The 13,418-nt window shown below is 71.5% G+C and carries 7 protein-coding genes; 2 read left to right on the top strand and 5 right to left on the bottom strand.

Annotation, left to right across the window (positions count from 1 at the left end):
- Positions 1 to 26: 26 nt before the first annotated feature.
- The 5 genes from BSB02_RS08150 to BSB02_RS08130 all read right to left on the bottom strand — a co-directional run bounded on the left by BSB02_RS08150 (position 27) and on the right by BSB02_RS08130 (position 9,571).
- The gene (locus BSB02_RS08150) at positions 27 to 1,583 is read right to left on the bottom strand and encodes a cellulase family glycosylhydrolase (protein WP_084958069.1); all 1,557 of its coding nucleotides are present in this window, start codon (positions 1,581 to 1,583) and stop codon (positions 27 to 29) included.
- Positions 1,584 to 1,655: 72 nt separating this feature from the next.
- Positions 1,656 to 4,136: a glycoside hydrolase family 9 protein gene (locus BSB02_RS08145; protein WP_084958068.1), complete on the bottom strand. Its 2,481-nt coding sequence runs from the start codon at positions 4,134 to 4,136 to the stop codon at positions 1,656 to 1,658.
- Between the two features lie 59 nt (positions 4,137 to 4,195).
- Positions 4,196 to 7,108 (bottom strand): glycoside hydrolase family 48 protein, encoded by a 2,913-nt coding sequence (locus BSB02_RS08140; RefSeq protein WP_084958067.1) that lies wholly within the window; start codon positions 7,106 to 7,108, stop codon positions 4,196 to 4,198.
- Positions 7,109 to 7,251: 143 nt separating this feature from the next.
- Positions 7,252 to 8,598, bottom strand: coding sequence for a serine/threonine-protein kinase (locus BSB02_RS08135; RefSeq protein WP_143590374.1), 1,347 nt, complete (start codon positions 8,596 to 8,598; stop codon positions 7,252 to 7,254).
- Complete coding sequence (locus tag BSB02_RS08130; protein ID WP_084958066.1) at positions 8,585 to 9,571, bottom strand: LacI family DNA-binding transcriptional regulator; 987 nt, start codon at positions 9,569 to 9,571, stop codon at positions 8,585 to 8,587. The genes BSB02_RS08135 and BSB02_RS08130 overlap by 14 nt, the downstream gene beginning before the upstream one ends.
- A 218-nt stretch (positions 9,572 to 9,789) precedes the next feature.
- On the opposite strand from BSB02_RS08130, the gene BSB02_RS08125 reads away from it, so the two are divergent.
- Both BSB02_RS08125 and BSB02_RS08120 read left to right on the top strand, forming a co-directional pair.
- Entirely contained in the window at positions 9,790 to 12,495 is a 2,706-nt protein-coding gene (locus BSB02_RS08125) for a cellulose binding domain-containing protein (protein ID WP_084958065.1), read from the top strand.
- A gap of 248 nt (positions 12,496 to 12,743) precedes the next feature.
- A complete protein-coding gene (locus BSB02_RS08120; protein WP_084958064.1) occupies positions 12,744 to 13,400 on the top strand; it encodes a phosphatase PAP2 family protein in 657 nt (218 codons plus the stop codon).
- Positions 13,401 to 13,418: the final 18 nt, after the last annotated feature.

Here is a 13,418-nt window from a genome sequence, read left to right as displayed (position 1 = left end):
CCTGGGGAGCCGCACCCCTCGTCAGATCAGCCGACGCTCGGGCTCGGCGGGGCCCCGCTGCCCGGCCAGGAGGCCAGGAAGCCGAAGGTGCCGCCGCCGGCGTTCCACGAGGCGTTGGCGAAGGTGTAGGGACCGGTGCCGGTCACGGTGGCGTTCCACGCCTGGGTGACCTTGACGCTCGCGTCGGACCAGGCCAGGCTGACCCGCCAGCCGCTGGTGCCCGGCGGGCAGGTGACGGTGACCTCGCCCTGGAAGCCGCCCGGCCAGTGGCCCACCGTCCGGTAGACGGCCGTGCAGGTCGAGCCCTTGGGCGTGGCGAAGGTCGCGGTGGGGGAGGGGTCGGAGACGTTGCCGGCCGCGTCGCGGGCGACGACGTGGACGGTGTAGGCGGTCTCCGGGCTCAGACCGGTCAGCGTGACGGCGTTGGTGGTCGAGCTGGCCAGCCTGGCGGCGCCCCGGTAGACGTCGTAGCCCACGACGCCCCGGTTGTCGGTGGAGGCGGCCCACGTCAGCCGGGCGGTGGTGGCGGTGACGTCGGAGGCGGCGGGCGTGCCGGGCCGCGTCGGCTTCTCGGTGTCGGGCGTGGAGCCGCCGTAGATCGTGGCTTCCTTGGCGGTCTGCGCGATGCCGTTGGCCCCGTTGAACAGCCGCTGGCCCCAGCTGGTCAGCCGGGCCGGGTCGAAGTTGGTGACCTGGTCCAGGTACTCCACGCCGCCGCCGTTGCCGCTCCAGGACCAGCCGAGGTAGCCGACGCCGCGCTTGACGGCCTCGGCCATGATGGTGTCCTCGTCGGGGTCGCCGTCGGAGTGGTTGAAGCCGAACTCGCCGATCACCAGCGGCAGGTTCGCGGCCTTGAAGGCGTCGAGGTAGGCGACGATCTCGGCGGCCGTGTCGTAGACCCCGTACATGTGCACCGAGAACACGGTGTTCTTGTCCGGGTCGGCGGCGGCCACCGAGGCGGCGTTGTCACGCATCACGCCGCGCCAGTCCTGGCCCCAGTTGGGCGCGTCGACCATGAGCAGGTGGTCGAAGCCCTCGGCGCGCATGCGCTGGATGGCGTTCTTCGTGGCGGTGGCCCAGTCCGGCGTGGTCGGGTTGTTGCCGATCGGCTCGTTGCCGATGTTGACGACGATGTAGTCCTCCTGGCCGGCCAGGGCGCTCTTGACGCTCACCCAGTAGTCGACGGCCTGGTCCAGGGTGTAGGCGCCGGACTGCTCGCCGTACCCGGTGGTGTCGTGGTTCTCCAGCACGCAGATGAGCCGGTTGGTCTTGCACAGCGAGACCACATTGGCCACGTCGGCGGCGTCGTTCCTGGTCCACCGGCCGCCGCTGAGCACCACGCGGACGGTGTTGGCGCCCAGCGCCTTGATGTTGGCGAAGGAGGAGGTCTGCGACGGGTACCAGGTGTGGGCGTGGCTGGTGCCGCGCATGACGAACTCGTTGCCGTTGGACTCCAGGATCTTCGTGCCGCTGACGCGCAGCCCCGTGGCGGCCAGTGCCGGAGCCGCGGGAGAGACGGCGGCGAGCGAGACCGCGAGCGCGGCGGCCCCGGTGGCCGCCGCGAGGGTCCTGCGGAGGTTCATGAGACTCCTCGGATGGGATCCGCGGGCCGGGGGACGGCGGGCGAGCCCCCGGCCCGCGGAGGCCGGGAACGGTCAGGAAGCGGTGCAGGTGATGGGGGAGGGGGTGGCCGCCTGGCCGGAGGCGGTGAAGCCGAAGGTGGCCGGCGGCCTGCCGTTCCAGGAGGCGTTCTTCACCGACACCGTGGCGCCGGTCTGGGTGTGGCTGCCGTTCCACAGCTGGGTGATCTTCTGGTCGCCGGGGAAGGTCCAGCCGACCGTCCAGCCGGTGATCGCCCTGGTGGAGGTCACGGACACCTCGGCCTGGAAGCCGCCCTGCCAGGAGTTGATCACCTTGTAGGTGGCGGTGCAGTCGCCGGTGGGGGTGTCGGCCGTGGTGAACGACGTGCTGTCGGAGGGGTCGGAGGCGTTGCCCGCCAGGTCGCGGGCGACCACGTGGACGGTGTAGGCGGTCTTCGGCGTCAGGCCGGTGAGCGTGACGGCGTTGGTGGTCGCGCCGGCCAGCTTGGTGGCGCCGCTGTAGACGTCGTAGCCGGAGACACCGACGTTGTCGGTCGAGGCGGTCCAGGTCACGCGGGCGGTCGAGCCGGTGATGTCGCTGACGGCGGGCTTGCCGGGCTTGGTGGGCTTCTCGGTGTCCGGCGGGCCCTCGTCGCCCGGCGTGTTGCCCCAGATCTTCGTCGTGCCGCTGTAGAGCGGGATGTTCTGCACCAGCACGGGGGTGGCGCCAGGGGTCGTCGCGACGCCGGTGTAGGACCAGTCGTTGGCCGGGTCCCACGTGCCGGAGGAGGCGATGCGGAACTGCACCTCCGCGCGGTGCTGCGACTGCCCCGCGGGCGCGATCGTCGTGCCCGAGCAGTCGATCGTGACGTAGTACGTCCTGCCCGAGGCCGGGGTCGGGCCGGTGGGCGCCTTGCACTGGGTGTAGGCCGACGACACGGTGATCTGCGAGGGCGTGGTGTCCCCGTCGAGCGTGAAGTAGTAGCGGAAGGAGCCGTTCGTCAGCGCCCGCGCCGGCCAGGCCGAGCGGTTGCGCACGATCGCCTTGATCTCGGTGAAGTTCTGGCCGGAGGCGTTGACCGCGGCCTCGACGAAGATCTCCGGGCCGTCGGGCGTCTCCTTGGGCGGGAAGTTCGCCGCCGGGGCGCCGCCGTACTCGGCGTAGAGCCGGGCCAGCGCGCTGGTGAAGCCCGCGTTGTAGTCGGTGGCGACCTCGTTCATCACGTAGTCGTCGCGCTTGTCGGTGTACTGGTCGTCCGGGGCGGGCGGGCCGCCGACCAGCGCGCCGTACAGCGTGTGCCGGGTGTGCTCGGGGTTGGTGATCTGGTCGCTCCACGAGCCGTGCGCCGTGCGGTGGTGCGGGTTCTTGGGCGGATTGGTGCCGAAGCCGATCACGTAGGAGCTGCCCCGCGGGTTGTCGCCGAGCGCGTAGTCGATCTGCCGCTTGGCGAAGTCGTGGTAGCGGGCCTTGCGCGTGGCGTCGCCGATGGAGTCGCTGTGCACCAGCGCCGCGAAGGCGGTGTTGGCCGCGTACCGCAGCGAGCCCCACCGGTCCAGCACGGCCTGGCCGCCCGGCGAGTACGGCACGCGCTGCCCGTTGACGCCGACGGTCCAGTAGTCCAGCCATCGGTTGGCGTCGTCCAGGTAGCGCTGCTTGCCGGTGAGCTTGTGCAGCAGCACGTAGGCGCCGTAGGACTTGTCGTCCCAGGCGATGGTCCACTTGTACGACTTGGTCGTGGACTGCGGCTCGGTGCCGAGGGCGTCGTAGTACTGCTCGGCCTTGGCCAGGTAGGCGGCCTCGTTCGTGGCCCGGTAGAGCCAGATCGCGCCCCACACCAGCTCGTCGTTGTAGCCGCTCCAGGAGTTGTAGTAGCCCTGGGCGTCGGTGATGCACTCGCTGTACTTCTTCCGCACGGTGTCGGCGAAGGTGTACAGCTGCCTGGCGTGCGTCACCAGCGTGTCGGCATAGGCCGGGTTCGTCGGACGGAAGACGATCGACGAGGCGGCCATCGCCGCGGCCGTCTCACCGGCCAGCTCCGACCCGCCGCAGGAGGCGTCGATCTTGTAGGCGGGCCGCTCCATCGGCATCACCTCGGCCGGGCCCCACCAGGCGTGGTCCCGGCCGCCGTTGCCGACCTGCCCGTACAGCACGTTGGGCGAGGGATGGGCCTTGATGAAGTAGTCGTTGACCCACTTGAGGTTGTTGAGCAGGTGGGTCAGCTGGCCGGAGCCGGCGTAGGCGTCGCGGTACTCCACCGCGCCCCAGGCCAGCATCGTCGTGGTGAAGGCCATCGGCAGGCCGAACTTGACGTGGTCGCCCGCGTCGTACCAGCCGCCGGTGAGGTCCAGGCCCACGTCCTTGCCGTCGTCGAGGGCCGAGTCGCCGCGCCAGGAGACGCGGTTCCAGCTGGGCAGCCTGCCCGACTGCTGGGCCTCGTAGAACCAGATCGACTTCTGCAGCGCCTCGCCGTAGGCGAAGTCGGCCGCCCGCGCGGGCGCGGATAACACGAGGAAGGGAAGCAGCAGCGAGGACGCCGCCACCAGAGCTCTCCGCATGAAGGGTCTCCTTGACGAAAGGCGCGGCGGTGGGTCAGGCACCGCCGCGCCTGCTTGCGTCAGCCGAACAGGCGGCCGTACTCCGCCAGGGCGGTGGCCACGTCGACCTGCGCCCAGAAGCGGTGGTAGGTGAAGGTCGGGGCCGGGCCGGTGCCCTTGAGGTAGGCGTCGACCTTGGGCCAGTCGGGGTCGCTCTTGTAGAAGGACCGGATCGACAGGAACGTCGAGCTGGAGTTGATCGCGTCGCCGTTGGGCATCTTGCCGCTGTAGCCGGCCGGCACGTAGACCGGGTCGTCCAGGCGGTTGTAGTCCGCCTTGGTCTCCGGCACCGACACGCCCTTGGCGTCGCGGTGGTTGTTCCACATGCCGTCCAGCAGCGCCTTGGCCATGTCGCGGGCGCCGGTGTGGCCGGCCTTGGCCGCGTAGTACATCAGCACCTTGGCGTAGGAGCCCGTCACGCCGACGTCGGAGGTGTGGTCCACGACGGTGACCCGCAGGTTCGGGTTGGCGGGCGGCATGCCGGTGGTGGAGTTCCAGTCACCGGCGGGCTGGCCGGTCCACCGCAGCGTCGAGGGGATCTTGTAGGTGCCGTCGGCGTTGATCGTGGTGTTGGCCATCGCCCAGGAGACCCACTTGTCCAGCAGGGCCTTGGCGTCGGCGTTGCCGGTCGCGTAGTACAGCGCCGCCACCCGCTCCATCGACCAGGCCTGGAAGCCGAACCACTGGTTGGACGGCGGGTCGTGGTAGACCGGCTGCCAGTCGTAGGCCATGCCGAAGAACTTCGGCAACCCGGCCGGCGGGGCGGCGTAGTGGCCCTCCCAGCTGTTGGTCGCGCCGCCGGCGATGGCGCCGTCGGCCGACTGCAGCCACTTGTAGAACTGCAGCTGGCGGGTGAGGCTGGTCGCCCAGTCCTGGCTGCCGGTGGCGCTCTTGGGCTTCAGCTCGGGCACGGTGGACAGCGCCCAGGCGGCCAGCGGGTTCTGGTAGCCCATGTGGTTGTGGCTGGAGCCGATCCGCCAGGCCCAGCCCGCGCTGGTGTCGGTGGCGCCGCCCCAGGCGTAGTACCACGACATCAGGTAGTGCGCGCTGTCCTTGCCGGTGCCCGCCGGGCAGCTCGTGCTGGTGCAGCCGGGCTTCTTGAAGTACTTGTCGTACATCGCGTAGCGCAGGTAGTCGCCCATCTTGGCGGCCTTGCCCACGGTGGCGGCGATCTGCGACTCCTTGCCCTGCGCCTTGGCCCAGGTCAGCGCCCAGTAGGCGACCTGGACGGCGCGGGCGTCGGCGTCGGGGGCGTTGGTGTAGCGCCACTGCTTGGCGTAGGAGGAGTCCTTGATGAACAGGTCCAGGTAGCCGTTCGGCCCGCCGAACGTGAAGGTCTCGCAGGAGGGGTGCGGGATGGTCTCGAACACCGACTCCTCGGGGCCGCGCTGGTAGGTGTTGATGTAGGCGGGCTTGGTGGTGCCGTCGCCGCAGCGGCCGAAGCCGTAGGTGTTGTCCACGTCGAGCAGCCAGTGCATGCCGTAGATGTCGCTGGTGCCGTAGGCGGACTTCAGTTCGTTGGCGATCGGGTCGACGCCGACGGAGACCGAGGAGTCGATCTGCGTCGGGTAGCGGTCGATCTCGTTCCACTCGGCGGCGTAGGTGGCGGGCTTGCTGGGGTTGTAGAAGGAGTTGGTGGGCTGGTCGGCCGTGGCGGGGATGATGTACTTCTCCATCGACGCCCAGGCCGCGTTGAACGGCGCCCAGTTGCCGGTGACCTGGCCGTAGACCGCCTCCAGCCACAGGTAGTAGCTGTAGGCCTCGCTGGTGGTCTCGTGCCCGTGGTCGGGCGCCTCCACCATCAGGGTCTCCACCGAGTGGTACGGCACGCCCTGCGGCGAGAAGTAGCCGTTGGCCGGGTCCTTCAGGTCGTTGTAGAGCTCGACGAACCGCTTGATGTACTCGTTGTCGCCGCCCAGGTCGTTGTCGGCCTCGCTCGCGGTGACCTTCGAGGCGGTGTGGCCGGTGGCCGAGGAGGTGAACTCGGCGCTGCTGCTGGTGGTGTCGGCGTCCTCGGCGGCGGCGATCGTGACGGCCTTGCCGGTGTTCCAGTCGCTGGTGGAGAAGGTGAGCGTCGCGCCGGACTTGACGGTCAGGTCCGTGTCGCCGGCGGCGCGGGCGGTGGTGACGGTGACGGCCGAGGAGGGCTGCTTGGACAGCTTCACCTCGAACGTGGCCTCGCCGCCCTCGGGCACGGTGATCGTCGTCGGGCTGACCAGGACGGCGGGGCCGGTGTCGGCCTTGACGCTGATGCCGGCCGGGCTGGAGGTGGCGCTCGCGCCCTTGTCGTCGGTGGCCTTGGCGGTCAGCGAGTAGTCGCCCGCCGGGACGTTGCTCCAGGTGTAGGTGTAGGGCGAGGTGGTGTCCTCGCCCAGCTTGGTGGTCCCGTTGAAGAACTCGACCTTGGCGATCGTGCCGTCGGCGTCGGCGGCGTCCGCGGCCAGCTCGACGGTGGCGGGCGCGGTGAACGTGGCGCCCGGGGCCGGCTTGGTCAGCTGGACCGTCGGGGCCTGGTTGGCGCCGCCGCAGGTCACCGTGGTGCCCGCGGTGGTGATCGTGAAGCTGCTCGGCTTGGCGTTGGTGCCGGAGTAGGTCGCGTTGAAGCCGATCGTGGTGGACTGGCCGGTGGCCAGCACCTTGTTCCAGTCGAGGCTGTCGGCGGTGACCTGCTGCCCCACCTGGTTCCAGGTGGCGCTCCAGCCGTGGCTGATCTTCTGGTTGCCGGGGAAGGCGAAGCCGAGCCGCCAGCCGTCGATCCGGTCGCCCAGGTTGGTGATCTTCACGTTGGCGGTGAAGCCGGTGCCCCAGTCGTTGGTCGAGTAGTCGACCTGGCAGGCGAGGGCGGCGTGGGCGGGGGCGGCGGGCAGGAGGGTGGCCGAGCCCGTCGCTAAGACGAGCGCGGCCAGGAGGGACAAGCGCCTCGGTGGGGACATGGCCAAAGTGCTCCAATGCCAGGGGATGGGCAGAGTGGGAGCGCTCCCATGCGTCATTCTGGAGCCGCCGGGGGTGATGTCAACGCGGGGGCGATCGCGTTACGCCGAGGTTTCGGCCGCTCCCAGGTCAGTGCTTGGGCGGGCTAGGGGCCGGTGTTGAAACTTTCATCAGCTGCGAGCACCTGCATGGCGGCGACGAGCCGGTCCAGGGCCGCCGCCGCCTCCGGGCCGATCGCGCCCTCCCGCCGCCGGTCGCGCAGCTTGGCGCGCAGCGGCGACAGGTCCCGCTCGCCGGAGGCGATCAGGTTGCGCAGCACCTGGCGCAGGTCGAGCGCGACGTCCTGGCGGACCCGCCCCTGCGCCTCGGCCTCGGCGAGCACGGCCTCGAACGCGCCGGCCGCCTCCTCCAGCGACGCCGCCGCGTACGCGGGCTCCGACGCGACGCCCCGCCGGGTGACCGGGGTGCCGAGCGGAGCCATGATCGGCTCGGGCGAGGTCGTGGCGGTGCCCCGGGCCGGGGCGTCCGGGGTCGTGGAGGCCGGGGTCGTGGGAGAGGCCGGAGGCGTCGCCGCCGCGGTGCGCCGGCCCGCCTCGTGGGAGGCGGGCGGCGGCCCCTCGGCCGGCGGGAGCAGCGCCGAGACGGTCGCGGCCATGGCAGCGGCGGCGGCCACGGCCGTCAGGGGCAGTGGCCGGTGCCGCCGCTCCAGGCAGGCCGCCAGCACGTCGGCCACCTGCCGGGCCGCGGGCCGCGCGGCGGGGTCCCCGGCCAGGCAGGCGCGGCAGATCCGGGCCAGCCGCCGCGGCAGGGTCCACGGCAGCCGGGGCACCGGCCGCTCACGGACCCGTTCGAGCTCGTCCCAGGTCCGCTCCGGGTACGGCAGGCGCCCGGTGAGCATCTCGTACAGCACCACGCCCAGCGCGTAGACGTCGGCCGCGGGATCGGCCGGGACCCCGGTCAGGCACTCGGGCGCCACGTAGGGCGGGGTGCCCGCCACCTCCTCCTGGGGCTCGCCGATCTGCGCGGCGATGCCGAAGTCCAGCACCTTGGCGCCCTCGGAGGTCAGCATCACGTTGCCCGGCGTCAGATCCCGGTGCACGATCCCCCCGGCGTGCGCGGCGGCCAGGACGCGCGCCAGCCGTACGCCGACGACGGCCGCCTCCCGCCACGGCAGCGGCCCGCGGTCGATGCGGTCGGCCAGCGACTCGCCCTCCAGCAGCCGCATCACCACGTAGGCGGCCAGGCGGCCGTCGGGCGCCACCGTCTCGCCGTAGTCGTAGACCTCGATCACGTCCGGATGGACCAGGCGGGCGACCGTCTGGGCCTCCCGCCTGATCGGGTCGCGGTCGGACCGGCAGGCTCCGGCCAGCACCTTGACGGCCACGAACCGGTGTAACGACAGGTCGAAGGCCCGCCACACCTGGCTCATCCCGCCCGAGGCGATGGGCGTGAGGATCTGGTATCTGCGCGCGAGCAGGTCACCCTGATTCACGGACCACCAGCTCCGTCGGCAGCACCGGGTTGTCCGGCGTCTGGTGGAGCAGCAGCCGCGCCGCCCTGGCGCCCAGCTCCTCCACCGGCTGCCTGACGCTGGTCAGGCGGGGGGAGGCGTGCAGGGCCAGGGGCGAGTCGTCGAAGCCGATCACGGCGACGTCGTCGGGCACCCGCCGCCCCGCCCGGTGCAGGACGTGCTGCGCGGCGACGGCCATCGCGTCGGACACGGCGAAGACGGCGTCCAGCATCGGGCGCCGCCGCAGCAGCCCGTGCATGGCCTGCGCGCCGGAGCGGTGGCTGAAGTCCCCGTAGGCCACCGGCACGTCCGTGATCCCGGCCTGGGCCAGCGTCTGCAGGAACCCCTCGATCCGGTCGCGCGAGCCGGGCAGGGCGGCGGGCCCGGCGATCGCCGCGATGGACCGGCGGTCGGTCAGCAGCAGCCGCTCGGCGGCCTGCCGCCCGCCGTCGCGGTTGTCCATGTCCACGTACGGCAGGGCCAGCCCGTCCGGCGGCCTGCCCACGCAGCGGACCGGCAGCCCGGACGCGCTGAGCATGGCGGCCACGGGATGGCCGTCGGGGGCCCCGACGAGCAGGACCCCGGTCATGCGCCCGGTGATCAGGGCGGGTCCGGTCAGGAGGGACTGGCGGGTGGCGGCGGACATGATCGCCAGCGGTACGCCCTCGGCGGCCAGGGCGGCCTCGGCGGCGGGCAGGAGCCTGGCGTAGAAGGGCTCGGTGAACAGTCTCTGGGGCTGCTCGCACACCACCGCGGCGACGAGGGTCCCGTCCCGGCGCTGCCCGTGGGGGGCGCGCTGCCTGGTGTAGCCCAGGCGGGTGAGGGCTTCGTGCACCTGCCTGCGCGTGGAGGTGGTCACCCGTGCGGATCCCGTCAGCACACGGGACACGGTGGCGGGTGAGACTCCTGCGGCGGCGGCGACGTGGGCGAGTGTGGGGGGTGGCAAGTCGGTCACTTGGTCTCCACCAGCTTGTGGGAGCGCTCCCGGCGGCGTCCAGACTAACAGACTTTACCCCGATTTAACTTGAAAGAAGTGACTTTGTTTAGTCAGTAAACTATTGACGGACATATCCGGATGTGTGAGCCTCATGGCCAGGCTCATGCGCGCGGCGACGGTCAGGGTCCCGAACGTGCATGGCGGTCCACCCTTGGCATGTCAAGAAGGAGCCGCGCATGCGCAGCAGACTGCTCAGCGTGCTCGCCGTCGCCGCCGTCTTACTCACGGTGTCGATGGCGCGGCTGGCGCCCGTCTCGGCGGTCGCCTCCGACCCCTACTCGTTCAAGAACGTCCGGATCGACGGGGGCGGCTTCGTCCCCGGCATCGTCTTCAACCCCACCGAGAGGAACCTCGTCTACGCCCGCACCGACATCGGCGGCGCCTACCGGTGGAACCAGGCCACCCGCTCCTGGACCCCGCTGCTGGACCACGTCGGCTGGGACAAGTGGGGCTGGAACGGCGTGGTCAGCCTGGCCACCGACCCGGTCGAGACCAACCGCGTCTACGCCGCCGTCGGCATGTACACCAACAGCTGGGACCCCGGCAACGGGGCGGTCCTGCGCTCCACGAACAAGGGCGACAGCTGGCAGGCCAGCCCGCTGCCCTTCAAGCTCGGCGGCAACATGCCCGGCCGCGGCATGGGCGAGGCGCTGGCCGTCGACCCCAACAGAAGCAGCGTCCTGTACCTCGGCGCGCCCAACGGCAACGGCCTGTGGCGCAGCACCGACTACGGCGCCACCTGGTCGAAGGTCGCCTCCTTCCCCAACCCGGGCGACTACGCCGACGACCCGAACGACCCGGGCGGCTACAACAGCCACCGGCCCGGCGTCGTGTGGGTGACCTTCGACCCGCGCTCCTCGGCCAAGGGCACCGCCACCAAGACCATCTACGTCGGGGTGGCCGACAAGCAGAACATCCTCTACCGGTCGACCGACGCGGGCGTCACCTGGGAGCGCGTCGCCGGGCAGCCCACCGGCTACATCCCGCACAAGGGCGTCCTCGACACGGTCAACGGCCACCTGTTCGTCGCGACCAGCGACACGGCCGGGCCGTACAGCGGCGGCAAGGGCGACGTGTGGCGCCACGACACCGCCACCGACGCCTGGACCCAGGTCAGCCCGATCCCCTCCAGCAGCTCCGACGCCTACTTCGGCTACAGCGGCCTCACCCTGGACCGGCAGAGGCCCGGCACGCTCATGGTCGCCACCCAGATCTCCTGGTGGCCCGACGTGATCTTCTTCCGCTCCACCGACTCGGGCGCCACCTGGACCCGCGTCTGGGACTGGACGAGTTACCCCAACCGCAGCTTCCGCTACAAGATGGACATCTCCGAGGTGCCCTGGCTGACCTTCGGCGGCAACCCGCAGCCGCCCGAGGTGACGCCCAAGCTCGGCTGGATGACCGAGTCGATGGAGATCGACCCGCACGACTCCAACCGGATGATGTACGGCACCGGCGCCACGATCTACGGCACCGAGGACCTCACCAAGTGGGACTCCGGCGCCCAGTTCACCATCAAGCCGATGGTCAAGGGCCTGGAGGAGACCGCGGTGCTCGACCTGATCAGCCCGCCCGCCGGCGCGCCCCTCGTCAGCGGCCTGGGCGACATCGGCGGCTTCCGCCACGCCAACCTCGACGCCGTGCCGCCGATGATGTTCACCCAGCCCACCTTCACCTCCACCACCAGCCTCGACTACGCCGAGAAGAACCCCTCGGTCATGGTGCGGGCCGGGAACTTCACCGACGCCGACCGGCCGGGCGACAGCCATGTCGCCTTCTCCACCGACGGCGGCGCGAACTGGTTCCAGGGCGGCGAGCCCGGCGGCGTCAACGAGGGCGGCACCGTGGCCGCCGCGGCCGACGGCTCCCGCTTCGTGTGGGCGCCCAAGGGCGTCGCGGTCCACTACTCGGTCGGCTACGGGAACTCCTGGACCCAGTCCAGCGGCGTGCCCACCGGGGCGATCGTCGAGTCCGACCGCGTCAACCCGATGAAGTTCTACGCCTACAGCGGCGGGCGGTTCTACCGCTCCGTCAACGGCGGCGCGTCCTTCACCGCCACCGCCGCCACCGGCCTGCCCGCCGAGGGCAACCTGCACTTCAAGGCCATGCCCGGCAAGGAGGGCGACATCTGGCTGGCGGGGGAGACGGGCATCTTCCACTCCACCGACTCCGGCGACAGCTTCACCAAGCTGCCCGCCGCGACCAGCGCCGTGAACATCGGCTTCGGCAAGGCCGCCCCCGGGCGCGCCTACATGGCCCTGTTCGCGGTGGCCACCATCGACGGGGTGACCGGGCTGTTCCGGTCCGACGACGCGGGCGCCTCCTGGGTGCGCATCAACGACGACAAGCACCAGTGGGGCAACATGGGCGAGGCGCTCACCGGCGACCCGCGGGTGTACGGGCGGGTCTACCTGGGGACGAACGGCCGCGGCATCATCTACGGCGACCGTACGGGCCCCGAGCCCTCCCCGTCGGCGTCTCCCACCTCCTCCCCGACGTCCTCCCCGACCTCTTCTCCGACCTCCTCGCCCACGTCCTCTCCCACGGCCTCGCCGACGGTGACGCCCACGACCGGCAAGGCGTGCTCGGCCGTCTACACGCCCGGCAACCAGTGGCCCGGCGGCTTCCAGGCGTCGGTCACGGTGACCAACACCGGTTCGGTCACGATCTCGGGCTGGACGGTGCGGTGGACCTTCCCCGGCGACCAGACCATCACCCAGCTCTGGAGCGGCTCCCACACCCAGTCGGGGGCGAACGTGACGGTGACGAACGCGGGGTACAACGGGACCCTTCAAGCGGGCAGGAACACCTCGTTCGGCTTCAACGGCAGCTGGAGCGGCGCCAACACTCCGCCTGCCTCGGTGACCTGCACCCCGGCGTGACGTCCCGCCGCCCATCCCGCTGACGTCCGGATGAGCGGGGACGGGAAGAGGGCGCCCTCCGCGGTGGGGCGCCCTCTGCCGTGGGCTCTCGCCGACCCCCTTTTCCGCCGCCCCAAGCTGAGGCCGTCGGGGAGGCGTACGCTGGCGAGATCAGGGCGCGAACCGGCCGTTCAGCCGAAGCGATCAAGACGGAAACCCGTCATTCGGCCGAGGCGGCCGCCACCAATCCGATCCTACGGTCAGCCGTCATGCACAAACGCGACATCGGACGCTCACTCGCCACGTCCCTCCTCCTGGTCGCCGCCGGAGCGGGCGCCCTGGCCTGGCTCGCCCCGGGAGGGCTCGGCGACCCCGATCCGGTCAAGGTGGCCGCAGGCGCCTCCGCCGACCTGTACCGCCAGGCCACCGGCCACACCCTCCCCGAGGTCCTGACCGAACGAGGCGCCCAGGCCGCGCTCGCCGCCCTCGGTCTGCTCCTAGCGCACCTCGCCTGGAAGGCCTGGCGCGCCGGCGACCGGACCCGGCTCCTCCAGGCCGTGGTCGTCGCCCTGGGCACCGCGGCCGCCTACGCCGTCAGCGAGGGGCTCAAGCTCGTCGTGGACGAGGAGCGGCCGTGCCGGGTGGTGCGCGTGATCGCCGGCTGCCCGCCCGTGGGCGACTGGTCCTTCCCCAGCAACCACGCCACCCTGGCCGCCGGGCTGGCCGCCGGCCTGGTCCTCCTCCGGCCCGTGCTGGCGTGGCTCGCCGTGCCGCTGCTGGTCGCCGTCGCCGCGCTGCGCGTGGCGGGCGGCGCCCACTACCCGCACGACGTGCTCGCCGGGGCGATCCTCGGCGCCGTCGTCGTCGCGGCCCTTCTGCTGATCGTGCGTACGGCCGCCGCCCACCGGGCACGAATCCAGCGATAGCCGTACAGGAGGGGAGAT

The organism is Thermoactinospora rubra, assembly GCF_002093975.1.
Classification (GTDB): domain Bacteria; phylum Actinomycetota; class Actinomycetes; order Streptosporangiales; family Streptosporangiaceae; genus Nonomuraea; species Nonomuraea rubra_A.
The sequence above is the reverse complement of the archived record's forward strand: the minus strand, read 5'-3'. Positions and strand labels throughout refer to the sequence as shown.